Source organism: Enterococcus caccae ATCC BAA-1240, assembly GCF_000407145.1.
In the GTDB taxonomy this organism is placed as follows: Bacteria; Bacillota; Bacilli; order Lactobacillales; family Enterococcaceae; genus Enterococcus_L; species Enterococcus_L caccae.
This window is the reverse complement of record NZ_KE136473.1, coordinates 595,883-621,368: the sequence shown is the minus strand read 5'-3', so window position 1 is coordinate 621,368 and position 25,486 is coordinate 595,883. Positions and strand designations below refer to the sequence as shown.

At 37.3% G+C, this 25,486-nt stretch carries 24 protein-coding genes and 1 other annotated feature; of the genes, 3 read left to right on the top strand and 21 right to left on the bottom strand.

Annotated features, from left to right (window positions below):
- Nucleotides 1-54: 54 nt before the first annotated feature.
- The 6 genes from I580_RS08430 to I580_RS08405 form a co-directional block, all read right to left on the bottom strand.
- A complete protein-coding gene (locus I580_RS08430; RefSeq protein WP_010771540.1) occupies nucleotides 55-801 on the bottom strand; it encodes a methyltransferase domain-containing protein in 747 nt (248 codons plus the stop codon).
- A 77-nt stretch (nucleotides 802-878) separates the two neighbouring features.
- Complete coding sequence (gene leuD, locus I580_RS08425; RefSeq protein WP_010771539.1) at nucleotides 879-1,466, bottom strand: 3-isopropylmalate dehydratase small subunit; 588 nt, start codon at nucleotides 1,464-1,466, stop codon at nucleotides 879-881.
- On the bottom strand, nucleotides 1,466-2,842 hold the full coding sequence (gene leuC, locus I580_RS08420) for a 3-isopropylmalate dehydratase large subunit (protein WP_010771538.1): 1,377 nt from the start codon (nucleotides 2,840-2,842) through the stop codon (nucleotides 1,466-1,468). The genes leuD and leuC overlap by 1 nt, the downstream gene beginning before the upstream one ends.
- 1 nt (nucleotide 2,843) lies before the next feature.
- Nucleotides 2,844-3,890 carry a 3-isopropylmalate dehydrogenase gene (gene leuB / locus I580_RS08415; RefSeq protein WP_010771537.1) on the bottom strand — a complete coding sequence of 349 codons (1,047 nt, stop codon included), beginning with the start codon at nucleotides 3,888-3,890 and terminating at the stop codon, nucleotides 2,844-2,846.
- Entirely contained in the window at nucleotides 3,887-5,413 is a 1,527-nt protein-coding gene (locus tag I580_RS08410; protein WP_010771536.1) for a 2-isopropylmalate synthase, read from the bottom strand. The genes leuB and I580_RS08410 overlap by 4 nt, the downstream gene beginning before the upstream one ends.
- Before the next feature lie 660 nt (nucleotides 5,414-6,073).
- Complete coding sequence (locus I580_RS08405; RefSeq protein ID WP_010771535.1) at nucleotides 6,074-7,354, bottom strand: O-acetylhomoserine aminocarboxypropyltransferase/cysteine synthase family protein; 1,281 nt, start codon at nucleotides 7,352-7,354, stop codon at nucleotides 6,074-6,076.
- A 147-nt stretch (nucleotides 7,355-7,501) separates the two neighbouring features.
- Nucleotides 7,502-7,752 (bottom strand) — a binding site (T-box leader).
- 149 nt (nucleotides 7,753-7,901) lie between these two features.
- On the opposite strand from I580_RS08405, the gene I580_RS08400 reads away from it, so the two are divergent.
- On the top strand, nucleotides 7,902-8,258 hold the full coding sequence (locus I580_RS08400; RefSeq protein WP_010771534.1) for a hypothetical protein: 357 nt from the start codon (nucleotides 7,902-7,904) through the stop codon (nucleotides 8,256-8,258).
- Between the two features lie 32 nt (nucleotides 8,259-8,290).
- Complete coding sequence (locus tag I580_RS17085) at nucleotides 8,291-8,452, top strand: hypothetical protein (protein ID WP_010763183.1); 162 nt, start codon at nucleotides 8,291-8,293, stop codon at nucleotides 8,450-8,452.
- 362 nt (nucleotides 8,453-8,814) lie between these two features.
- Here I580_RS17085 and I580_RS08395 read toward each other — a convergent pair whose 3' ends face one another.
- From I580_RS08395 to I580_RS08380, 5 genes are all read right to left on the bottom strand, one after another.
- Complete coding sequence (locus I580_RS08395) at nucleotides 8,815-9,249, bottom strand: hypothetical protein (protein WP_010771533.1); 435 nt, start codon at nucleotides 9,247-9,249, stop codon at nucleotides 8,815-8,817.
- A gap of 148 nt (nucleotides 9,250-9,397) precedes the next feature.
- The gene (locus I580_RS08390; RefSeq protein WP_010771532.1) at nucleotides 9,398-9,985 is read right to left on the bottom strand and encodes an ATP-dependent Clp protease proteolytic subunit; all 588 of its coding nucleotides are present in this window, start codon (nucleotides 9,983-9,985) and stop codon (nucleotides 9,398-9,400) included.
- 179 nt (nucleotides 9,986-10,164) lie between these two features.
- The gene (locus tag I580_RS08385; protein ID WP_010771531.1) at nucleotides 10,165-12,876 is read right to left on the bottom strand and encodes a cation-translocating P-type ATPase; all 2,712 of its coding nucleotides are present in this window, start codon (nucleotides 12,874-12,876) and stop codon (nucleotides 10,165-10,167) included.
- 457 nt (nucleotides 12,877-13,333) lie between these two features.
- Nucleotides 13,334-13,498, bottom strand: coding sequence for a hypothetical protein (locus tag I580_RS17080; protein WP_010771530.1), 165 nt, complete (start codon nucleotides 13,496-13,498; stop codon nucleotides 13,334-13,336).
- Between the two features lie 115 nt (nucleotides 13,499-13,613).
- Nucleotides 13,614-14,828, bottom strand: coding sequence for a helix-turn-helix transcriptional regulator (locus tag I580_RS08380; RefSeq protein WP_010771529.1), 1,215 nt, complete (start codon nucleotides 14,826-14,828; stop codon nucleotides 13,614-13,616).
- Between the two features lie 128 nt (nucleotides 14,829-14,956).
- Between I580_RS08380 and I580_RS08375 the strand changes: the two genes are divergently transcribed.
- A complete protein-coding gene (locus tag I580_RS08375) occupies nucleotides 14,957-15,925 on the top strand; it encodes an NAD-dependent epimerase/dehydratase family protein (protein WP_010771528.1) in 969 nt (322 codons plus the stop codon).
- A 68-nt stretch (nucleotides 15,926-15,993) separates the two neighbouring features.
- On the opposite strand, the gene I580_RS08370 is transcribed toward I580_RS08375, so the two are convergent.
- The 10 genes from I580_RS08370 to I580_RS08330 all read right to left on the bottom strand — a co-directional run bounded on the left by I580_RS08370 (nucleotide 15,994) and on the right by I580_RS08330 (nucleotide 25,343).
- The gene (locus I580_RS08370; RefSeq protein ID WP_010771527.1) at nucleotides 15,994-16,383 is read right to left on the bottom strand and encodes a hypothetical protein; all 390 of its coding nucleotides are present in this window, start codon (nucleotides 16,381-16,383) and stop codon (nucleotides 15,994-15,996) included.
- 24 nt (nucleotides 16,384-16,407) lie between these two features.
- A complete protein-coding gene (locus I580_RS08365; protein WP_010771526.1) occupies nucleotides 16,408-17,166 on the bottom strand; it encodes a tRNA lysidine(34) synthetase in 759 nt (252 codons plus the stop codon).
- 17 nt (nucleotides 17,167-17,183) lie between these two features.
- Nucleotides 17,184-19,019, bottom strand: a complete 1,836-nt coding sequence (locus I580_RS08360) for an LTA synthase family protein (protein WP_010771525.1) — start codon at nucleotides 19,017-19,019, stop codon at nucleotides 17,184-17,186.
- 103 nt (nucleotides 19,020-19,122) lie between these two features.
- Nucleotides 19,123-20,157 carry a Gfo/Idh/MocA family protein gene (locus tag I580_RS08355; RefSeq protein WP_010771524.1) on the bottom strand — a complete coding sequence of 345 codons (1,035 nt, stop codon included), beginning with the start codon at nucleotides 20,155-20,157 and terminating at the stop codon, nucleotides 19,123-19,125.
- A 276-nt stretch (nucleotides 20,158-20,433) separates the two neighbouring features.
- Nucleotides 20,434-21,402: a sugar phosphate isomerase/epimerase family protein gene (locus I580_RS08350; protein ID WP_010771523.1), complete on the bottom strand. Its 969-nt coding sequence runs from the start codon at nucleotides 21,400-21,402 to the stop codon at nucleotides 20,434-20,436.
- On the bottom strand, nucleotides 21,399-22,136 hold the full coding sequence (locus I580_RS08345; RefSeq protein ID WP_010771522.1) for a ThuA domain-containing protein: 738 nt from the start codon (nucleotides 22,134-22,136) through the stop codon (nucleotides 21,399-21,401). The genes I580_RS08350 and I580_RS08345 overlap by 4 nt, the downstream gene beginning before the upstream one ends.
- 319 nt (nucleotides 22,137-22,455) lie before the next feature.
- Nucleotides 22,456-23,532 (bottom strand): Gfo/Idh/MocA family protein, encoded by a 1,077-nt coding sequence (locus I580_RS08340; protein WP_010771521.1) that lies wholly within the window; start codon nucleotides 23,530-23,532, stop codon nucleotides 22,456-22,458.
- A gap of 587 nt (nucleotides 23,533-24,119) precedes the next feature.
- Nucleotides 24,120-24,260 carry a putative metal homeostasis protein gene (locus I580_RS17075; RefSeq protein ID WP_167324170.1) on the bottom strand — a complete coding sequence of 47 codons (141 nt, stop codon included), beginning with the start codon at nucleotides 24,258-24,260 and terminating at the stop codon, nucleotides 24,120-24,122.
- A 34-nt stretch (nucleotides 24,261-24,294) separates the two neighbouring features.
- The gene (gene rpsN / locus I580_RS08335) at nucleotides 24,295-24,564 is read right to left on the bottom strand and encodes a 30S ribosomal protein S14 (protein ID WP_010771520.1); all 270 of its coding nucleotides are present in this window, start codon (nucleotides 24,562-24,564) and stop codon (nucleotides 24,295-24,297) included.
- An 89-nt stretch (nucleotides 24,565-24,653) separates the two neighbouring features.
- Nucleotides 24,654-25,343 carry a winged helix-turn-helix transcriptional regulator gene (locus I580_RS08330; RefSeq protein ID WP_010771519.1) on the bottom strand — a complete coding sequence of 230 codons (690 nt, stop codon included), beginning with the start codon at nucleotides 25,341-25,343 and terminating at the stop codon, nucleotides 24,654-24,656.
- Between the last annotated feature and the right edge of the window lie 143 nt (nucleotides 25,344-25,486).

Here is a 25,486-nt window from a genome sequence, read left to right as displayed (position 1 = left end):
TTTTCGCATTACTTATATTAAATGCATTCCTGTAATCTCCAAGACTACTGTTACCTATAATTTGCAAGCTCTTATCCTCAATCTCCGATAATCCGCTTCCCAATGATCCTCTTTCCACAATTTTGGCTTCAAATCTCGCTCCATATTCGCCAGTAACTTCTCTTTCTGACCATCTGACAATTCCCCCAACTCAACAGCATAAAACTGTTCCATCCACTCTTTCAAACCAGATTCGCTACCTTTAAGCGGTGTCGGCCGTTCATATTCTAAAATCTCGACTACCTCAAAATGATTCTTTTCAAGTAAAACCCGATAGTCTTCAACTGACGTAAAACAAAACGGCTCCACGAAAGGGAAGCCCAACGCATTTAACTCACGCCCAAAAACTTCTCTAATCGCCTGAACATTTCCAACAGCACCAAACTCACAAATCAACTGCCCATTTTGCTTTAGATGTTCACTGATATTTTTCACTAATAAATCCTGATCCGATATCCAATGAAAAACGGCATTTGAAAAAGCAACATCATACAATCCAATTTGATCAGAGGGATTTAAGATATCCTCCTGCAAAAACATCAAATCAGGATAGCTTTCTTTTGCTTGATTGATCATATTGACCGATTGATCGATCCCCGTCACTTCATGCCCAAGTTCCGCCATTTGATTCGTCAATTCGCCTGTCCCACAACCAATATCTAATACTTTTTTCGGTTCTTTCGGCAATAATCCCAACAAACCCGCCCCATATTTAAAAATAAAATCATGTGTCGTGTTATATTTCTTTGCATCCCATTCCATTGATTTCACGCTCCTAACGATGTAATGAAAAGAAGCTACATCGAAATCATTCATCGATGTAGCACTTTTTCTATTTCTTATCGCCAATAAGCTGGAATCTTCGCTTCGTAAGCTGCAATTTCATCATCATGCGTCAAACTGATCGCAATATCATCCAACCCATTCACCAACTTATGCTTCCAAGTACTATCGATCTCAAATGAATACGTCCCATTCGGCGTGATGACTTGTTGGGCAGGTAAATCGATTGTGATCGTTTCATCCGCTCCAAGTCCAGCCAAGGCATCCAATTCTTCATGTTTCAAGACAATCGGCAGCAAGCCATTTTTCGTGGCATTCATATAAAAAATATCACTAAAACTTCCTGCAATAATTGCTCTAAAACCATAATCATCAAGCGCCCAAGCCGCATGTTCTCTCGATGAGCCGGACCCAAAGTTATCACCAGAAATCAAAATTGTCGCATCTTTGTATTGTGGTTCGTTCAACGTAAACTCAGGATTTGGTGTACGGTCTGGCAAGTAACGCCATTCATCGAATAGAAACTCACCAAAACCTGTTTTTTCGATTCGTTTTAGAAATGATTTTGGAATGATTTGATCGGTATCGATATTGTCGTTCATTAGTGGAACCGTGGTTCCTGTATGTTGTGTAAATGCCTCCATTATGCACCAAGCTCCTCTCTAATATCTTTAAATGTTCCAATAATTGCTGCGGTTGCCGCCATTGCTGGGCTACAAAGATGCGTTCTTGCGCCTTTGCCTTGGCGTCCTTCAAAGTTTCGATTGGACGTTGAGGCACAGTGAACGCCAGCTGGGACTTGGTCGGGGTTCATGCCTAGACACATGGAACAACCTGGTTCACGCCATTCAAAACCTGCTTCGGTAAAAATTTTATCTAACCCTATTTTTTCAGCGGCTTTTCTTACAGGTCTTGACCCTGGTACTACGATTGCGGTAATACCTTCTTTGACTTTTTTGCCTTTTACGATACGAGCCGCTTCTTCCAAATCGGATAGTCGACCGTTGGTACATGAGCCGATAAAAACGTAGCCGATTTCGATATCTGATGGGCGTTGTCCTGGTTTTAGATCCATGTAGTTATACGCACGTTCATCATTCATATCTTTGATTTCAGGGAAAGTTCCTGTAATCGGGATGCCCATTTCCGGATTTGTGCCCCATGTTACAAATGGGACCAATTCGTCAGCGTTTAGTTCTAAATTGGCATCGTAAACCGCATCTGGATCGCTGGGTAGTTTTTTCCAATCAGCGATTGCCGCTTCCATATCTTCTGGCGCATATTCTCTGCCACGTACATATTCAAAAGTTTTTTCATCTGGCGCCATCATCCCCATTTTTGCGCCGCCTTCAATGGCCATGTTACAAATGGTCATGCGTTCTTCCATCGTTAGATTTTCAATCGTTTCGCCGTAAAATTCAACCGCATGTCCCACACCAAAATCAACGCCATATTTTGCGATCAAGGCTAGAATTATATCTTTGGCATACACGCCTTTTGCAAGTTTTCCAGTAATTTTCACACCCATTGATTTTGGTTTATTTTGCCAAATACATTGTGTGGCAAAAACATGTTCCACTTCACTTGTTCCGATACCAAATGCCAACGCTCCGAATGCGCCATGTGTAGCCGTATGAGAGTCCCCACAAACGATGATTTTTCCTGGTTGTGTCAAGCCTGTTTCTGGTCCTACCATATGCACAATTCCTTGACGATCACTGCCGTTATCACAAAGAGTTATGCCAAATTCTTCACAGTTCTTCTGCAAAGCTTCAATTTGTTTTTTTGCTACCAAATCGGTGATATTAAAGATATCTTGTGTGGGTACATTGTGATCCATCGTGCCAAATGTTCGATCTGGTCGGCGAACTTTTCGCCCTGCTTCTCTTAGTCCTTCAAATGCTTGTGGCGACGTTACTTCGTGGATCAGATGAAGATTGACGTAAAGTAGTTGCGGTTCTCCAGCGACGCCTGATACCACATGTTGTTCCCAAAGTTTATCAAATAGTGTTTTTCCCATGCTAAGCACCTCTCAATTCTTTTAGTACGGATTCGGTAAAGTCTGTAGTTGTCGCTTTACCACCTAAGTCTGTTGTTAGGATCCCTTGATTCATGACACGATCACAGGCATCTTCGATTTTCTTTGCTGAACTTTCTAAGCTAAATGATTGGCGTAACATCATTGCTGCGGATAAGATCATCGACATTGGATTGGCGATATTTTGATTCGCAATATCAGGTGCTGATCCGTGAATTGGTTCGTATAATGAGGGGCCCGATTCGCTGTGGCTAGCGCTTGGCATCATCCCTAATGAGCCTGGAATCACTGATGCTTCGTCACTTAGGATATCGCCAAATAGATTTTCTGTAACGATCACGTCAAAGGCTTTTGGTTTTTGGATCATGACCATTGCCGCTGAATCGACTAATTGGTGTTCTAATGTACAATCTGGAAATTCTTGTGCCACTTCTTCTGCTGTTTTACGCCATAATTTACTTGTTGCTAGGACATTAGCTTTATCGACAGAAGTGACTTTTTTCTTTCTAGTACGAGCAATTTCAAAAGCTTTTCTGATAATTCGTTGAATCTCACCTTTTGAATAGGTACAAAGATCTGAGGCTTCTGTTTCCCCTAGTTTTTTTTCACCAAAGTAGATACCACCTGTTAGTTCACGTACGACCACAAAATCAACACCACGAACATTTTCTTCTTTTAATGGAGATAAATGAATCACTGCATCAGGTACGGAAATTGGACGGATATTGGCAAAAAGTCCTAAGGCTTTTCTCAGACCCAGTAAACCTTGTTCAGGTCGCTTTGGCGCATTGTCCCATTTTGGCCCACCAATAGCGCCAAGTAAAATAGCATCTGCGTTCTCACAAGCATTCAGAGTTTCTTCTGGTAAGGGATCACCTTTTTCGTCAATGCCAGCACCACCAAAAGCAAAATGTTCAATGTCAAAATCAAGATTATCCTGAACCATGATTTCCTCTAAAATGGTTAGTGCACTATCCATGATTTCTGTTCCAATGCCATCTCCTGGTAATGCTACGATACGTTTACTCATTTGTTTTTCCCCACTTCTTTTTGAAATTGTTCACTGGCTTTGACATAAGCTTTCGCTGAAGCCTGTAGGACATCAAAATCGATCCCAATGCCGTTGAATTGTTTATTTTTTTCACTATCTGCTATTGTTACATGTACTTCTGCTTGTGCATCTTCACCACCTGTAATGGCTTTGATGTAATATTCTTGTAGTTCTGGTTTTTGAACAAATATTTTATCGATCGAGTTATAAATCGCTTGGATACTACCAGATCCGATCGCTGATTCTGTTTTACTTTCATCTTCTCCTGTATTAATGGAGACAATAGCTCCTTGACTACCATCAGAAACGTATTGTAGTTGGACACGTTCTAAGCGGTAATCTTCACTAGATTCTTGAGATTGTCCAACCATTAGTGCGATTAGATCATCTTCTGTAACTTGTTTCTTTTTGTCCGCTAGTGATTTGAAACGTTTAAAGGCATCTTTTAGTTCCTCTTCTGTTAGTTGATAACCAAGTGCATCCATTTTTGTAGCAAACGCGTGTCGTCCTGAAAGTTTACCCAGTGGCAATGAGTTTTCGTTTACCCCAACAAGTGATGGTGTGATGATTTCGTAAGTATCTGGGTTTTTCAATACGCCATCTTGGTGGATGCCAGATTCATGTGCATAAGCATTTGCTCCAATGATGGCTTTATTTCTTGGTACTGCCACACCAGATAAACGGCTGACGAGATCGCTGGTTCTTTTAGTTTCGTTCAGTGTGATGTTGCTTTGGGCTTCGTAGAAATCTTTTCTAATATATAGTGCCAACGCTACTTCTTCAAGTGCGGTATTACCCGCTCGTTCACCGATACCATTGATTGTTCCTTCCACTCGACGAGCGCCGTTTTCGATAGCTGCTAAGGCATTGGCCGTCGCCATTCCTAGGTCATCGTGACAATGAGAAGAGAAAATAATTTCTTGGTCGCTTTGGATATTTTCAATCAAAAATTTGAATAGTGCCCCGTATTCCGTTGGGTTAGAATAGCCAACTGTGTCTGGAACGTTGATGATCGTAGCACCTGCATCGATTGCGGTTTGAACGGCTTTTAATAGAAATTGTTTTTCTGTTCTGGTTGCATCTTCTGGTGAAAATTGGATTTTCTCGAATTTTGTTTTAGCATAGCTGACATGTTCTTTAATAGAAGCAATCACTTCATCTGGTGTCATTTTTAGTTTGTATTCCATATGAACTGGACTTGTCGCTAAGAACACATGGATTTGCGGATGTTTAGCATTTTGCAAGGCTTCATGGGCGCGATCGATATCGGCTTTTTGGCAACGAGCAAGTCCTGCAACGGTCATCTTTTCAGCATTTTCTGCGATGGCTTTGACCGCTTCAAAATCACCAACGGATGCAATCGGAAATCCCGCTTCGATCGTATCGATCCCCCATTTTTCTAGTTGTTTGGCAATTTGGACTTTTTCTTTGGTATTGAAATTTACACCTGGTGTTTGTTCGCCGTCTCTTAAAGTGGTGTCAAAAAATTGGATAGTGTTCATGTTCATACATCCCTTCTACAATCTTCATTTTTTAATTATTTGGTTAAATGAAACGAATGAGACCCCTCTCTTCGTTCGCCAAGTATTGCGTAACACTGGCTCTTTGGACGCAAACTTTGCTTTGCAAATCTTGTACTGTTCATCATCAACTCACTTCATTCATTGTATTTCTCAGCATGTTTTGCAATAAAAAAACATCCCACGAATATGGGATGTTTGCTCATCCCGTTCATGCAATGCGAAAACAGGACTCTCAACGTCTGATAAGAAAAAGCTATATGGCAGCTGGTTTCTAGAATCAGTGTGATGAGTCCTTCAGTAATAATAAGAATGTAATTGTCGTTGTCTGCTTGTTCATTATTTTCAACATCCTTTATTGTCAGAATTTTTTAATAATTCAAACTATAGTGTTAAAGATACAGAACTTTTTAATCAAAGTCAATAGTTTTATGAGAATTTTTTAAGATAGAGGTTAGAACAGAAATTTTTAACTCCTCTTATTTCGAAGCCTTCAAAGCTTAGTGCTTTAGCACTCAGGAAATAGAGGGAGTAATGTGACAGAAGTAGAACGTAGTAGTTGCTTCTGCTCCAACCGTTTATTCAGATTTAAAGCCCAAAACAAAACTGATGTTTAGTTTTATTTTGGCACTTGATTTTCGATTACAATTTATCCAAGGCTTGCTCTAAATCAGCTAAGATATCCTCAATATTCTCGATCCCGATGGATACACGGATTAGCTCTGGAGAAGTACCAGATGCTTTTAGTTCTTCCTCACTTAATTGAGAATGCGTGGTTGAAGCGGGATGGATAATCAATGACTTTGCGTCACCTACATTGGCTAGTAGTGAAAATAATTCAACATGATCAATCAAGTTTTTTCCTGCTTCCGCACCGCCTTTCACACCAAATGTAAAGATTGATCCTGCACCTTTAGGTAAATATTTTTCTGCCAGTCCATGATAGTTGTTGTGCACTAAACCAGGATAATTGACCCATTCAACTTTCGAGTGTTTCGCTAAAAATTCTGCTACTGTTTGGGCATTTTCTACATGACGTTCTAGCCTTAAAGATAATGTTTCTAAACCTAGGATCAGCAAAAAACTATTAAAAGGGGAAATGGCTGCACCTGTATCTCTTAATAAAGAAACTCTTAAACGTGTAATATAAGCGGCTGCGCCTATGTCTTTTGTATAAGAAAGTCCGTGATAACTTGGATCTGGATCAACTAACTTGGGAAATTTGCCATTCGCCCAATTGAACTTGCCTGAATCAATGATGACACCACCTAAAGCAACACCGTGTCCGCCAATAAATTTTGTCGCTGAATACACAACTATATCCGCGCCAAAATCAAAAGGACGATTTAAATAGGCCGTTGCAAATGTATTATCCACAATTAGTGGTAGCTCATGTTTATGAGCAATTTCTGCGATGGCTTCCAAATCTGCTACGTTCGTGATTGGATTACCAATCGTTTCTACAAAAATTGCTTTGGTGTTTTCTTTGATGGCTTCATCAAAATTTGTTAACTGATCTGGATCAACAAATGTGGTTGTGATTCCAAATTCTGGTAATGTATGTGCAAATAGATTAAATGTTCCGCCATATAATGTTGATGCTGAAACAATATGATCACCTGCACTTGCCAAATTTTGAATTGCATACGTAACAGCCGCTGTCCCCGATGCTACTGCAACAGCACCAACACCGCCTTCTAATTCGTTCAAACGATCTTCCAATACTGCTGTTGTAGGATTCGTGATCCTTGTATAGATATTGCCTGCTTTAGATAACGCAAATTTTTCAGCCGCATCTTGTGTGTCATCAAATGTATAAGAGGTTGTTTGGTAAATTGGAACCGCTCGGGAATTCGTCTCTTTATCCGGTGTGTGTCCACCGTGAATTTGGATCGTTTCGAATTGATAGTTAGTGTTTGTCATTATGCTTCATTCCTTTTCTATTTTTTATTTTATTTATTGTTTTTACACTGCTGATACACATGTCATCTTCTTGCATAATGACCACCTCTTTCTATTTCTTCTCATTAAAAAGGGATAAAAAAGCCGCCCTCTACTAGCTTTAGACTAGTAAAGGGCGACTGTCGCGGTACCACCTTTATTGGAAAATATTTCCATCTCGATCCAAACGCCGAATTGCTTCTTGATTTGGTGCCTTGTTAACGGTAGCTGCCGTAAAAATCAAACTGACTTTTCCTCTCCAAGATCATTTTCGACAAGTGTTCATTACTTTCTTTCACCAAATGAAAGCTCTCTGATTCTAGCCAGTAACAGCTAGAGTTTAATGTCTGCTTGTGTACTCTTCTTTTCAATGAGTTTTATTATTGAAACTAATATTAGAGTATCCTCATTTTTTTGTCAACATTTTTCTTTTATTTTCATTTTTCGCAAATTTTTCTTTTTACTTGAGTGTCCCATTTCTCTTTCTTTCCATTTTTTATTATAATAAGAGAAATTGGAGGTCGATTTAATGTCAGCAAGCAATGAAAAAGTAGAGTTACTTTTATCTTATCTATCTGAGATCCATACGAAAAGTTTATCTTTATATGATCTAGTCACTAGTCGTCCACGACCTGAGGACACGCGCATTCTGTTGAATGTCAATGAGGTGTTTACGTATTATCATAGTGTACGTGTTTTTTACTATAGCAACAGTGAACTAGCTGCCTCAGAGGTTCAACCTTTTTTTAAAGCTTTTGAAGATTTTTATTTTGAATTAAAACAAGTCTTTTTCCTTGAAGACGACGATAGCACCATACTTTACAGTAAGTTATCTGCTATGAAAGAATCTTTTGAGCAGTTGACGAATGATTTTAATGTTTTATAATAGAGTAGACAACAGGTAAAGAAGGTGCCCAAATGGATCAAAGCGAAGTTGTAGATCGCTTACGCGAAGAGTTGGAGATTCCATTTTTTAATGGAACGATTGAAGAACGTGAGTATACAGAAGCTGAATATCAAAAGATCAAATCAGATTTGGTTCAGTATTTTGATGATTATGTTCGTAACGTAGAAAATTAAGCCACACGACTGTAACATATTCTAAAAGGAATCAAGCAAAACGTTTGTCGTTTTGCTTGATTCCTTTTTCTATTTAATAAAAAATTCTTCCATAAAAAACAAAAAAATAATATAACAATCTATATAAAAAATAAATCATATTAATTATATTAAACAATTAATAAAAAGTAAAAACAATAAAAAACCACCGGCTGAAGAGGCCGATGGAAAAGGAGTATTACTCAATAAGAGTAAAATGAAAAATAAAAAGGTTGTTGTTGGTATGAATACATAATACAACACTTTTTTTGTTTTGTCTACTAAAAATAACATTAAAAACAAATTAACCTCGACTTTTTTTCGTCATTTTTTCATTTATTTTTTTATTTTTTCAGCAAAAGATTGCTCATTCGCGTGATGGCAAATGAAATATCATCTGTCGCTTTATCTTGTTTTTCTTCTGAATGATTGAATAAATCGATATCCACACCTTTTTCAGGATCTAAAGATAAAATCATTTCGTTGCATCCAGCTAAATATTCGATATATGAACGTTCGAATTTTTTATGGATGCCCATTACTCGTGCTGGTGGGCGTAACTGAGAAACTTTTTCCAACATCGTTGTATATTCTTTTGTTCCATCTTGAAAGATGCGTTGAATCTCTGCAATTCTTTCTGGCGATAAATCTGATGCTTTTCCTTCATCAATTGCTTTACGAACTTCTTCGTAATAGTCGTTCATTTTTTCGCCGACTTCTTCTGTTTCTTTTACAATATCATTGATATTTTGCACATAATACCCTAAATTTGGTTTCACATTCTTTCCTACTTTCTTTTAGTAATCACTCAATTTTACACTTTTTCAGTGGTATATGACAAGAAAAATCTGCAAAAGTAGAGTATACTGCTAAATTTTCAGACAAAAAAACTGTAAACAAAAAATTGTTTGCAGTTTTTTTGCCGTTTTATTTAATTTCGTCGCTCGTTTTGATAATTTTAGTAATCATACCATACTCTTTGGCTTCATCCGCTGACATCCAGAAGTTACGGTCTGTATCTTTCGCGATTTTTTCGTATGTTTGACCTGTCGCTTCAGCAATCAGGCGATTTACACGTTCACGCATACGGATAATTTCTTTGGCTTCGATTTGAATCTCTGTACTTTGCCCTTGGACTCCACCAGCTGGTTGATGAATCATGTAGCGTGTATTTGGCAAGCTGTATCTGTTCTTCGCATCCGCAGCTAAATAGATCGTAATACCAGCACTTGCGACCCAACCTGTTCCGATTACGATCACTTCTGGTTTCACAAATTTGATCATATCATGGATCGTATCGCCAGCTTCAACATGTCCACCTTGGCTATTAATGAAAATTTTGATTGGTTCATCCCCCATTGCTGCAAGCAACAGTAATTGAGAAGTCACTTCTCGTGCTAAATCTTGATTGATTTCGCCATAAATCAAAATTGTTCGTTCTTCAAAAAGTTTTTTCATAAACGCATTAGGTTGTTGTTTTTCTTCTGTTTCTTCATTTTCATCTAAATAGTTCATATCTGTAACCTCCATAGTTTAAAGCTAAATATCTATATTAATAATACCGCAATCTGAAAATTTGTCCACTTTTTTGACTTGTTTTGACCTTAAAAAATTATTTTTTTGTAAGTTATTTTACTATAACAAAAAAAGCAGGAACGTATCCTTAGATACATTCCTACTTCAGGCTTATTATTTTAGCTCTTACCCATTCTACGTTGAACAAATTTTACAATTTCAACGATTGGAATAATCGCAAATGATGTTCCGGCAACAATGGCCCATTGGTAAGCATCTAACGACGTTACGCTAAACAAGTCATTGAATCCTGGAATTAGAATCGTTGCTGCAAGTAATAGGAACGATACTAAAATAGCCCAGTTAAATGATTTGTTTCTAAACAAGCCAACTTTAAAGATTGATTGGTAAATAGACTTCACGTTAAATGCGTGGAACAATTGAATCAAGCCTAATGTTGCAAAGGCCATCGTCAACGCATCACCATGTTGTAGGTCATACAATGCTGTTGCAGATAAGTTTGGCATATTGGCTGCTGTATGAGCTGGGAATTCGATCGCCATTTTGTATACGATCAGAGTCAATGCACCTTGCGTGATCCCTTGATAAATCACACTACTCAAGACACCACCAGAGAAGAAGTTTGATTTCTTCCCACGTGGAGCATGGCTCATCACGTCACGTTCAGCAGGTTCTACACCTAATGCAATTGCAGGGAAGGTATCGGTTACTAAGTTGATCCACAATAAGTGAACAGGTAGTAAGGTATCCCAAGCTAGCATTGTTGCGATAAATAGTGTTAATACTTCCCCAAGGTTGGCAGAAAGTAGGTATTGAATCGTTTTTTGGATATTTGAGAAGACTTTACGCCCTTCTTCAACCGCTACGATAATTGTTGAGAAGTTATCATCCGCTAAAACCATATCAGAGGCACCTTTTGATACTTCTGTACCAGTGATCCCCATTCCAATACCGATATCGGCTGCTTTCAGAGCTGGGGCATCATTGACACCGTCTCCTGTCATGGCTACAACTTTACCTTCTTGCTGCCATGCTTTAACGATACGTACTTTATGTTCTGGAGAAACACGTGCATAAACGGAATAATTTTCAACGACTTTAGCAAATGCTTCGTCAGATAATTCGTTTAGTTCTGCACCTGTGATTACGGCATCATCATCGCCCTCTTTAATAATACCAAGACGAGCTGCGATTGCTTCTGCTGTATCTCTGTGGTCACCTGTGATCATGATTGGACGAATGCCCGCTTCTTTTGCCACTTTAACAGCTTCCGCTGCTTCTTTACGCTCTGGATCGATCATGCCGACAAGCCCTGCGAATACTAGGTCTTTTTCAACTAAATCAGAATCCATTTCAGCTGGAACTGCATCAACGATTTTGTATGCCATCCCTAAAACACGTAATGCTTGTTTGGCTAATTTTGTGTTGGTTGTTAAAATTTCTTGACGTTGTTTGTCATCCATTGCTGGTGTTTGACCGTTTAATAAAACTTCCTTACAACGTTTTAGTAATTCATCTGGTGCACCTTTTACAGCGACTAAGAATGTACCATCTGCTAATTGGTGAACAGTTGTCATTAACTTACGATCTGAATCAAATGGAATTTCAGCCACACGAGGTTCAGCCGCAACTTTTTCTGTTACATTGAAGTCATGGTCTAAACCATATTGCACAAGCGCTGTTTCGGTTGGATCACCGATCAACGAACCGTCTTGCGCGATTTTTGTATCATTTGTATAGTTCATGATTTTTAATGCCATATTGTCCATTGCAACGGCATCTGTTGCAGGTTTTACTTCATTGTCTGTGTAAAGTGCTTCAACTGTCATTTGGTTTAAAGTTAAAGTACCTGTTTTATCAGAACAGATAATGTCTGTGCTACCTAATGTCTCAACTGCAGGTAATTTGCGGACGATAGCATTTTTCTTCGCCATCTTTTGAGTTCCTAAAGCTAAAATAATCGTAACGATAGCTGGCAATCCTTCTGGAATCGCTGCAACAGCTAATGAAATCGATGTTAATAACATATCGATCCATGTACGACCATTCATCATACCCACAACAAACATCACAGCTGCAATCACTAAGATTGCAATCGTCAACATCTTACCTAATTGGTTTAAGTTTTGTTTTAATGGTGTTTCTGTTTCTTTTTCGTTGGCTAACATGCCAGCGATTTTACCAACTTCTGTGTTCATTCCTGTACCGACAACTACACCGATTCCACGGCCGTAAGTAACATTACTGTTAGAATAAGCCATATTGATCCGATCACCGATACCGATATCGTCAGATGTTCCTTCTAAAACAGTTGCTTCTTTTTCAACTGGTACAGATTCACCAGTCAAAGCTGCTTCTTCAATTTTAAGACTAGCGGCTTCCAACAAACGTAAGTCTGCTGGTACAACATCTCCAGCTTCTAATAAAACAATATCTCCAGGTACTAACTCGTCACTTTTCACTGTAATTACGTGACCATCACGACGAATATTCGCATTTGGTGAAGACATTTCTTTCAACGCTTCGATTGCTTGCTCCGCTTTGGCTTCTTGGATCACACCGAAGATAGCGTTTAAGATCACCACAAGTAAAATGATGATAGAATCAACAAAGTCCCCTGAGAAGACTGCTGAAATGACAGCGGCAAATAGTAATACGATGATCATGAAATCTTTGAATTGTTCAAAGAATTTAACAACGATCGATTTCTTTTTCCCCTCATCTAACGCATTGGCGCCATAACTCTCTAACCTTTTTTTGGCTTCTTGATCGGACAATCCTTCAACTGTCGTATCAAACTTTTGTAAGACCTCTTCATCCGATTGCGTGTAAAACGCTTCAGATAATTGAACCTTTTTCTCTTCTGACATGTTCTTCCTCCTTATAATTTGCAGCTACTTAAATCTATTTTACTTCATTATAGCGAAACGAACACGTTTTTGAACTTATTGGTTCGTAGCAAAACGAAAAAAAATAGACCTCTGTATGCTAAATAGAACATACATAAGTCTCACCGTTTAAGACAACACCAGAAATTTCTTTCGGAGTTGGTGATGTTGTCGCAGCTGATGCCGCCAGTTACTCCCTCATGAAATAATAAAATGGCTACGGACAAGTCTTTCACCAATAATTATTGCTGAATTAATTATACCTGTTCTTTTAGTGTTTTTCAAATGAAATCGTATTGATTTTCAGAAAAATTTCTGTTTAGTTTGAAAAAGACTTAGCTGATTCATCATGGAGTAGCTTCTATTAATTCTATTTAAGCAAGAAAATCCCCTAATTGTTCTAGAATTACTGACCAATCAGGGGAAGATGATTTGATCGTTAAATAGATGAAGTTTTCTTGCTTCGGCTTGTGATAGCTTCTAATAAAACGGACAATATAAATAAAAGAATAAAAAGAAACGCAAAAAGGACACCTCCTCCAAACAAACGAATCGCACCAACTAGTCCAAGAAGACTGATTACAATTGTTTTCACTTTTTCCATAATCACTCATCCCTTTTCGTAAGATAGTCAGTTTATTTTCAACACTACCTACTTTTATTTCCTTGAAATATCAATGACAAATGGCACAATCCCTCCTTGTTTTTTCGCTTCATCCTTATTTCTTTTTCATCGTTAATAACTCTTTGTATTTTCTTGGTGTATTTCCCCAAAAGGTCAAAAAGTTACGGTTAAACGTTCGGATTGATCGATACCCACAAGCTTCAGCTATGTCACTAATTTTTTTAGAGGAACTGAGCAAAAGTGAACGGGCAAATAGCATTCGATTATATTCTACCAACGCATTAAAGGTCATCGAAAATTCATCTAAAACAATTTGATCGATTTTAGTCGGACTAGAGTAAAAATATTTAGCCGCAGTTTGAAGCGAAATAGGTTCGCTGTAATGTTGATTAATATACGTATAAATCTCAAAGGGTAAACTATTTTGAAAACGAAATGAATTTATTTTCTTGTCAGAGGATCGGATTTGTTTCATTTCTGTAGGTGAATAACCTGTCATAGCCTTAAATTGTTTGTTAAAACTAGGAACTGACCGATAGCCAATAAAGTCAGCAATAAATGCGATATCTAACTCTTCAAACTTTAGCATTGCTAAAGCATTATTGATACGAACTTCAATAAGATTTTCTCCAAATGTTTTACCTGTTAGCTTCTTTAAGCCTCGATTGATTGTTTGAGGGGTACTTTTAAATTTAGCGGCTATTTCATTGAGTAACAACTCTTCTCTATAATGAAAATGAAGATACAACAAAATTTTTGAGCTGATTTCACGAATTGGTTTTTCACGGTTCCAATGATGTCTTGCAGTTCTTTCAAACCAAACGATTACCTGATACAGATCAGCAAGCAACGATACATCATAGAGTCGCTCTTGTTGTTCATATTCTTTAAGCGCATGGTTAAAGATCGTTAGGACATAAGAAAAATCTGCTTCTTCACACTCAAGTACAGGTGTATCCCAATACTCAAAAAAATTCATATGTTGTTCTACTGAGCGGGTGGTCAAGGAAGACAACATCAAAACATTTAAAGACAGCTCAAAAGTGATTGCTTGGATTTCTTCATAAATTTCAACAAAGTGGTACACGTGATATGAAAATAACCAAAGAACACTGCCCTTTCGTAGAACATATTCTTGGTTATTGATTTGGATCTTTCCTGAGCCGCTTTTTATAAAAAAGAATTGTACAGACATCCGGCTAGTCTTAGTCGTCTCAGTCTTATAGCGTTCGTTTCTTACGATAAAATCAGCTTTTGTTAATTCAAAACCATAATAATTAATGCCCGTATAAGGAAGCTTGTTTTTCATAGCGTTACTCCTTTGTTCAAATAGGATAAGAATTATAATTCTTGTGTCCAACATTTCCATTTCATTCCGATTATACTATAATTGTACATGTGATTCATATCACAATTATATTTCAGGAGGTTTTACTCATGAGTAAAAAAATTTTTGTGTTAGGTGGAACTGGTTTTTTAGGGTATTATACTACGGAAGAATTATTGAAAAAAGGCTATGAAGTAGCTACGATTTCTTTACCGCCGATGCCCGCAGAAGATTTATTTTCTAGTGATGTTTCCGTAACTTTGGGAAATATCAATGACATGACAGATGAGGCTGTTTTGAAGATGCTTGAAGGTTGTGAAGGATTTATTTATGCAGCTGGTGCAGATGAACGAGTCGTTCCAAAAAGTCCTGCTTCTAAATTTTTCTATGAAGAAAATGTGTTACCAACTCAACGTTTAGCTTATTTAGCTAAAGAAGCAGGTGTGAAAAATTTCGTTGTCTTTGGTTCTTACTTTGCAGAATTTGCTGAGCGTTTACCTGAAACTGACTTAAAACTAGAAGGTTACCCGATGATGCGCTTATTACAAGAACAAGTTGCTTTCGCTGAAGGTGACGGTAGTATGGCTGTCACTTCTTTACGTTTACCTTATATCTTCGGTACCATGCCTGGCCGTGAACCGTTATGGAAAATGTTTACAGATCAAATCAAAGGACAAGCGATTTTCCCTGCACTAAAAGGAGGCACTGCAATGGTCACAGTAGAGCAAGTAGGGCAAGCAGCTGTTGGCGCTATGGAAAATGGGACACATCGCAGCACCTACGCAATTGGTGATACTAATATGAGCTATCAAGAATTTTATCAAATGATGGTAGAAGCTTTAGGACAAGAAACAACAGTCCCTGTCGTTTCTTACGATGATGTCCGAGCGATTTATGAAGGCATTGACGCTGAAGCGGCTAAAGCAGGTTTGGAACATGGGATTCATTCCACAAAAACAGCAATGATGCAAGAATATGATTTGTATTTAGATCCTAATGATACATTCCCTACTTTGAATGTAACACATTTTGATGTGGTTGCTTCTATAAAAGAAACCTTGAAAAAATGTGTTGAATAATTGAGTATAAAAGCAGAACACCTAGCAGTTAATGCGTGAGGTGCTCTGCTTTTTCGTTAATGTAAGAATTATTCTTCATAGAGAAGTTCTTTTGCATATGTTTTACCTGCTCCACTTGAGCCAAGTGTATAGTACACCGTTACTTTAACTTTGTTTGAATCAATTTCAGAAAGTTCATTTGTTAAATCATATTCGTAAACAGACTTACTCAAAGCACCACCTGATCTTGCAAGAAGTCCTGTCGTTCTATCGGTTAAAACCCATTCTTTATTTTTTTCTATTAAAAACGTTGTTTCAGATTCAAAAACGGTTAATACCTTCTCTGAATCATTAGCGATCATTAATTTTTTTCCTTCAAACTTAAAATCAATTTTAGCCGTTTCTTCTTGCTCTTTAGGTACTTTTTCCTTTGAACATCCTACCAATACCAACAAAAACAACACGATTAATTTTTTCATTTGCTCCCTTTCTTTTGTCATTAATTAGTCTTCAACTGATTGCAACGATTTCGTCCAGAAATTCTCAGCTACTCCTTGCTCCATGCCCATAATAAATTTTTCTCTGATATCAGGATATGTTTGAGCTAATTCATTAACCAAATGCTTGATTTCTTCTCGTTTGGTTTTCTTATCAACTGGACACGGGTTAAAAATGACTGGAAGCTCTTCTCTTTGAATAAACTGAATAATCTGCTTCTCTTCTACATAAAGTAGTGGTCGAATTAATGTGATATCCGTTTTTGATAGATAACTGATTGGGTCAAAACTTGCCATTTGTCCATGAAATAAAAAGTTCATAAAATACGTTTCAATGGCATCATCCAGATGATGACCTAAAGCCACTTTGTTGCATCCAACTTCTTTGGCACGCTTATACAAAATACCTCGACGCAATTTAGCGCAAAGAGAACAAGGTGAGCGTTCTTCTCGAATATCAAATACAACTTGGGCAATATTAGTTGGCACAATGTCTAGTTCATAGCCTAATCCTTCTACAAATTCCTGCAAGGGGCTGATATCCATATCAAACCCCATTGCTAATGTGATTGGAACAATTTCAAATTCGAATCCTAAACGTTGCTGTTTACTGATCATATCTAAAAAATACAATAAACTTGTGCTGTCTTTCCCACCACTCATGCCAATCGCTACTTTATCTCCTGGTTGGATCATTTGATGCTGTAAGACAGCTCGTCGAATAGGGTTATAGTAAGTCTGATTGTCTTTCTTTTTAAAACTCATCGTGCGTACTCCTTTTTTTATTTAAAAAAATCATTTTTTAAACTGTAACGCTCGCCAGAAACAATATCATATTGAATCAAACGATAGTCTTCATACAATGCTTCTTGCGCTTTATTAAGAGCAAGTGACTTATTCCATTTTTTATCTTTATAATAGAAGCTTTTTTCAAAAGCAGGTACTTGTTTTTCTAATTCCGATAATAATTGATAGAAACCAGGCATTTCCATGCCACTTTGTTCAAATAATGAAGGAGCAAAGTAAAAAGGACTGGTAATAGCATCGTGGGTGCTTTTTTCACTAAGTTTCCCTTGATTGTCATACAGTAAAAATTCCGTTTGATGCAGGTTTACTTCATCGTTGTCTGCCTTGATTTCATCTGAATAGATACTAGGTAAATGATCGCCCCAAAAAACAACTAAGGTTCGTCTTTTCAGCTCTTTCAATGCGTTTGTAAATTGTTTCAATGCTTCACTACTATAGGCAACATCTTGCATATAGCTGTCGATTGCTTTTTTATTGCCTAGACTACGGGAAGAATAATCGGAAGTCTTGTATTTATCGCTGTATGGCATATGGGTTTGCATCGTCACTAAATGAACAAATTGTGGATGTTGCTCTTCTTTTAATAAATCTAGTACTTCTTTATAGGCCGACTCATCGGATATATAAGGATTATTTTCAAGTGTTTGTGTGTATTTCATCGTCTCTTCACTGATAAATTGATTAAAGCCCATTGTTTGATAGACATCTTTGCGCTTATACATTGATGTATTGTACGGATGAATAGCTGTTGTCCGATAGTCTTGTTGATTTAAAAGTGAAACGATCGACGGAATTTCTTTCATTTTCGGGATCAACATTGTATAAGGTGTCGTCAGTTGAGGATTGAACAATTCCATAGAGAAACTGGTTAAAGCTTCAAATTCAATATTTGCGGTTCCACCACCATAATTTTGTGAGAGCATTCGACCACTATACGTTGTTTTAGCAATATCGTAATAGGCTTTTAATGGATCTTTATTGACGGTCACACCGTTTAAATGTTGCGGATTTGAAAAACTTTCGCTCATTACAAAGATAATATTCGGTTGCTCTTCTAATGAATCTTTTGTCTTTTGAGCTGTTTTTGTGTATTTTGTTGTGATATCTTCGATGGTCTTTTTTGAATAGTTTTCTGGTTTGTCCATAGCATCAACTTTTAAGTTATATAAAAAACCGCCCATAAAGCCGGTATTATAATAATTCATTTTTTGACTATATGGAATCCACAAAGCAGTTTCATTATACGCTTTCCTTAATAGATTATTGGGGTTGTTAAAATTACTGATATACATCAATAACGCCATTGTAATCATCAAACCTGAAATTCGAATAATCTGCATTTTTTTCGACAATAAGCGACTTTTGTAAATAGCTCTTCCGAAAAAGAATAAGCCAATTCCTGCAATCAATAAAATAATCACGAAAGGAATCGTGCCAATCATTTCTCTTAATAGACCAAATTCAGTGATCATTTTTAGATCATCTGGATAAATCGGTTCTGTGCGGTAAAACATTTTTTGATAATCAGCAAAACCTAAAATACCGATCATAATTGCGTAAAGCACACTTCCAAGAATCAGTGATCCTGCTAAACTGCATAAGAATAGTAAAAAGATCAGTAAGACTAGGCTACCTAGAATAAATTTTTCTGTATGCCATGAAAAGGCAAACTTAAACATTAAGTCTAGCGACAATTCGTTTTGGCACCATTGCAAATATAAGTTGCTAATTAAAACCAGTAACAGTAATCCTATGACTATCAGTGAATACTTGACTGGTTTTTTCTTGAGTATTTGTAATTTTTTCTTCACACCATTCTCCCTTTTCTCTTTCGTAAAGCGTCCTTTAATATTTTATGCTTAGACGAAAAAAAAGTAAAGCTCCCTCTTCTAGGAAACTTTACCTTAGACTTATCTATCTTTTCGCAGTTTTAAAAATTTCTTCAATCAGCACCATTACTTGCCGAACTTCTTCATTTTTAACTACAGGTTCGGCCTTTTCTCTTACAACATTGTAAAAGTTTTTATAGAATGTATCGTATTCAGCAGTTGCTTGTGGTAAAGCTTTTGTTTCTGTTGCCTCTTCTGATGGCGGTGCCATCGTTTTCGTTAGACCGACACCTGCTTGAATTGGTTTTGGTGCTTGAATATCTTGTTTCCCTGATTCGACCACCATTTCACCCGTTAAATCCCAATCGTGAATGATTGCCGTGCCTTGGGTTCCTTTTAGATACCAGCGTGGTAGTTTAGTGTAATTGGTTGTGCCCACTTCAACAATTGCTCGGATGCCATTTTCAAAAATAATATAGGTGATAAAACCATCATCAACTTCGCCCCCAAGAATATAGCTTAAATCAGCAGAGACTTTTTCGATACGGCTATCGACTAGAAATAATAGTTGGTCTAATAAATGAACACCCCAGTCTAAAAGCATTCCGCCTCCGTGTTTTAATTCATGGCGCCAATCACCAGGAATTCCGTTAGCTCCTTGAACACGTGATTCGATTTGGAATACTTCTCCGATTAGTTGATTTTTGTATAGTTCCCGCGTGATTAAAAAATCAGGGTCCCAACGACGATTTTGATGAACCATAAAGGTTTGACCTGTTTCTTTGGCAACATTTAGGATTTCATCTAATTCTTCTACATTCATCGTCACTGGTTTTTCACAGACGACATGTTTTCCTGCTTTTAATGCTTGAATCGCTAAGTCTTTATGGGAATCATTTGGTGTCGCGATCAGTATGGCTTCAATGGTTTCATCTTTAAGCACTTCTTCTAGCGAGTGGTAAATTTTATGATTATGCTGACTGGAGATTTTTTGTCGTTCGCCAGAAATGTCGTACGTTCCGACGACATGGATCCGTTCGTTTTCGTTGGGCATAATATTGTGGATATGGTAGGAGCCCATACCACCATAGCCGATTACGGCAAAATTGATTGCTGTCATTGTTTTGCGTCCTTTCTAGTCTTGAGAATGATTGGTTTTGCTTAGTGAAAAAGGTGCTCAGAAACTGTTGTATTCTTCTCTTTGACACCCAGCTTCACGAACTAGTTCTTTCGGCAAATAGACAAATTTTCTTCAAAGATAAAAAGCCTCTTTGGAAAAATTTTTAATTTGCTCAAGAGCTGAACGAGTTCGTTCAGCTCTGCTGTGAACCACGAAGAACACAGTGAATCGATGTTAAACAGTACAAGGCGACTATATGAAGCGTTGTTTCCTTGACTATACCCACCACATTTCCGCTGGTTGTTCTTTGATCATGATACTTTTCAAATTAGTAATTGCTCTGTTCAACCCTTCTTCTGTAGACATAATTGGGTCTTCATGTTCAATGCTTAAAACATAGTCATAGCCGTAAATTCTCAGTGCACTGATAATATCTGACCAGACGTTTAAATCATGACCGCAGCCTACTGAACGGAAAGTCCATGCACGAGTTTTAACGTTGCCATATGGCTGCATATCCGTTAGTCCATGCATATTGATATTGTCTTGATCTAAATACGTATCTTTCGCATGAAAATGATGAATTGCATCTGCTTCACCTAAAATTTTCACGGCTGCGACTGGATCGATTCCTTGCCACCATAAATGACTTGGATCTAAATTACAGCCGATTGCTTTACCCGTTGCTTCACGTAATTTTAGCATTGTATAAGGTGTGTGACATAAGAACCCACCATGCAATTCAATCCCAATTTTCACACCAGCAGATTCTGCGATCGTATTAATGTTTTTCCAATAAGGGATCAATTTTTTCTCCCATTGATAATTGTAATTATCATCGTATTCTATTGGCCAAGGTAAGATAGGCCAATTGACTTGGGTATCCGTCGAATTTCCTCCTGATATACCAGAAAAACCGTTAACAACTGATACGTTCATTAATGAAGCAAGTTTGATTGTTTTTTGTACTAATTCATCTGCTTCTTGTGCTGTTTCTTTCAGTGGCGAGATTGGATTATTATGACAGCTCAAAGCACTGATCGTTAGACCTTTGTCAGCCAGTTTTGCTAAATACTCTTTTCTAGCGTCAGAACTTGCTAATAATTTATCAATATCTAAATGCGCATTTCCAGGAGATCCCCCTGTTCCGATTTCAACTGCCTCTAATCCTGCTTTTGAGACTGTATCAATCATTTCTTCAAAACTTAAATTATTGAATAATGGAGTAAATACACCTAATTTCATTGTTTAGTTCCTTTCTCGTTCGTAATAGATTCTAATGGTTCGTGATGCCCGTAATTTGGATAAGCATTTTGTGTTGGTTTACACCAACGAACGCCGTTTTTAATGACTTTTTGAATTTCTTTATTATAATAAGAAGGATACGTTTCATGTCCTGGTTGAAAATAAAAGATTTTTCCATTGCCACGATGATAGGTACAACCACTACGGAAGACTTCTCCGCCAGGATACCAGCTAATAAAAATCAAGTCATCTGGTGTTGGAATATCAAAATGTTCGCCGTACATTTCTTCTTTTTCTAGCTCAATGTATTCCCCAATACCTTCAACAATTGGATGACTCGGTGCTACTGTCCAGATGCGGCAATGTTCTTCAGCTTCTCGCCATTTTAAATCGCAAGAGGTGCCCATTAGTTTCATAAAAATTTTCGACATATGACCTGAATGAAGAACCACTAGCCCCATGCCTTCCAACACACATTGATAGACACGTTGAACCACTTCATCAGATACTTCTTGATGCGCCACATGTCCCCACCAAATCAAAACATCGGTATTCGCTAGAACGTCTTGCGTTAAACCATGTTCTGGTTCGTCTAAGGTAGCCGTTCGAACAGAAAAATCTTCTTCTTTTAAAAAATTAGCTATCTGTTGATGAATACCAGCTGGGTAAACTTTTTTTACAGCTTCATCTGTTTTCTCATGACGAAACTCATTCCATACTGTAACTTGGATCATCTTTTTTCCTCCTAATTTAAAAGCGTAGCGGGCTCGTTTAGTCTCGACTGAAAAATAAGACATTATGACTGAGGCGCTTTTTGCCTCATTCATAATTTATCTTTTTTCCGAGACCTTCAATCCTTAGAGCTTTAGCTCTTAGGAATTGATGTGATCGAAGCAAAACGTAGTACTAGCCCATGAAGCTAGATAATTTAAAAGCTGAATGGGCCGTTTAGCATTGATGAAAAATAGGAAAACATGACTGTGACGTTTTTTGTCACATTCAGGTTTTATCTTTTTTCCGAGATGCTGGCTCATGAAGCTAGATAATCTTGATTTAATTGAAATATACAGGCTGATTTGTCTCGGATGCTTTGTAGATTGCTTCAAGAATTTCTGTCACAACTAAAGCTTGTTCTGGTTTAACGATAGGTTCTGTATCATTTAAGATCGCATCGATCCAAGATTGTGCTTCTAAAACTTCTGGTTTGTCCCCTGTACCATCGTAAAAATCAACACCACCAGGTTCTAATTCAATTTTTTTCTCAAAAAGTGTGCTGTGGTCTTCTCCGTTGATCGTTAAACCATTATTCATATCTGCACCACCTTTAGTGCCATGTAACGTGGTTTTAGCTTCTTTTACATCTAAGCTATTTAATGCCCAACTAGATTCTAAAAAGATCGTTGCACCATTTTCCATCATGATAAAACCAAAAGCTGAATCCTCAACGGTGAACTTTTTAGGATCCCAAGACCCCCAAGCATTCGCAGCATTTTCTGTCTCAGCTAATTTATGGTACGCTTTCCCTACAACATATTTAGGCTTGTAATTGTTCATCATCCATAGTGTCAAATCCAAGGCATGCGTCCCGATATCGATCAACGGTCCACCACCTTGCGCTTCTTCATCAAGAAAAACACCCCAAGTTGGCACTGCACGACGACGAATGGCATGTGCTTTGGCAAAGTAAATCTCGCCTAATTCGCCTTCATCACAAATTTCATGCAAGTACGTCGAATCTTTTCGAAAACGATTTTGATACCCGATCGTCAATTTTTTTCCCGTCTTATTGGCTGCTTCGATCATACTGCGCGCCTCAGCAGCTGTTTTTGCCATTGGTTTTTCACACATCACATGACAATCAGCTTCCATTGCAGCAATTGATAATTCTGCGTGTGTACTATTTGGTGTACAAACATGAACCACATCCAACTCCATTTCTTCAAGCATCTCTTGATAATTTGTAAATGTTTTAGCAGTCAACGTTCCATAATGCATTTTGGCTTCTTCTGCTCGTTCACTAATCAAATCGCAAAAAGCAACTAGCTCCACTTCTTTCACTTGTGCAAGCGCGGGTAAATGTTTGCCATTCGCAATCCCGCCGCAACCAATAATTCCGACCTTCAACGTCATTCAAAAACCTCCAGTAATCTACTTATATTATTTTGTGGAAAAATAAAACGGTTCCACTTCTACACTATTACTATACAAAAATTTGAAAGAGCTTTCTTCCTAGATTGTTACTGAAAAATTCCTGGATATTGCTGTGAAACACTATGATTGGCTACAAAGTAGACAGAATAGATGTTGAACAGTACAAGGCGACTAAAAGGAGCGTTGTCTCATTACTTGTGAAACACCTCGACTGGCTACAAAGTAGACAGAATAGATGTTGAACAGTACAAGGCGACTAAAAGGAGCGTTGTCTCATTACTTGTGAAACACCTCGACTGGCTTTGCCAGAGCAGATGATGAACTGTACTTGGCGACCAAAGGGAGCGAAGCTTCATTACTTGTGAATCACAAAAACGGATAATTTCCATCACTTTACCAAAAATTGCAGAGAAGTTCTCTTAATTATGAATCACATAAATAAAAGCAGACTGCCTAAATAATCGAATAAAATGTAATCTTAATAACCCCACTAAAAAACAAAAAAAGCTCTTCCCTTCTATAATAAAAAGGAAGAACTTCATTTTTTTACTCGATTCGTGAAACACTCAGCCAACACTACCAGAAGTCATCACTCGATGTCTTTGCTCCCGTTTATATTGCTGAATGATTTTCAATGCTCGTTTTCTAGTTTTTCGATTTGTGCACTTCAATCGTCTACGTGCACTTGAAAGATCTTGTTTTTCCATCCAATCACCTCTTTGCGTCAATTTGTCGGTTTCTTTACCAGCTTGCTTTATGAACACCAGGAATTTGTCCTTGATGTGCTAACGTTCTAAAATTAATTCGTGACATGCCGAATTTACGCATATATGCTCTTGGTCGTCCATCGATCAAATCGCGATTTTTCAAGCGATTTGGGTTTGAATCTTTTGGTAATTTTGCTAAAGCTTCGTAATCTTTGTTGGCTTTTAGCTCAATGCGTTGTTCAGCGTATTTTTCAATCAATGCTTGTTGCTGTTTTGCTTTGGCAATTTTTGATTTTTTAGCCATTTTTTCTTTCACCCCTTCTAAATCGTAATGATTACATTTTAAGAGTGATAAGAATAACATCAAATAAGATAAAATGCAAGGACTCTTTTTTATTTCATATCCAACATGTATCCTTTAGAACGAACTGTTTTGATAAAACGTGGATTCATTTTACTCGTCTCTATTTTATTGCGTAAATGAAACATTAAGTTTGCAACTCGATAATTTTTATCTTCACTGTTTGATTCTGAAGCCCAGAGTTTTTCTTTAAGCTCATCGTAAGAAATGGTTTGACCTGGACTATTATATAATAACTCTAATGCATAATATTCTTTTTTGGTCAAAGAAATTTCCTTTTTCCCATCAATCAGTACACTTAAATTTCTAGGGATTAGCTCAATTTCCTTTTTTTGAGATGAATTTGATGTATTCATTGAAAAATGGCTACTTTTATTTGCATAGGGAGTAAGTAAATTTGATAACGTATAATAAAGTTCCTCTGCCTCCATCTTCATAGGAAAACAAGCTTCGACACCTAATTGTAGGTATACTATATTTGAACGGGATTCATCACTTACAGATAGTAAATAAATAGGCACTTCTACATGTTTTTTTAATTCCATTAAACAACAGCATATTTCTGACATCGTCTCTCCAAAAATAACGATAGCATCTAAATTATCTGGATAACTTTGTTCCATTATATTAATTTCCGACAAGCTCCACCCTTTACCTGTTAAATAATTTAGGTGTGCGTTCTCTTCTAGCTTTTTCTCCATCAAGTATCCAATCGTATACATGATTTGCCCTCCCTTTTCTAATGTACTTATATTTTTAGTTTTAAAAATTATAAAATAAAAAAATAGCAATTATGTTTTTTAAATAAAATATATTTCATTATATGTATATTACACTTATTTAAAGATAAAAAAAACAACTTGAA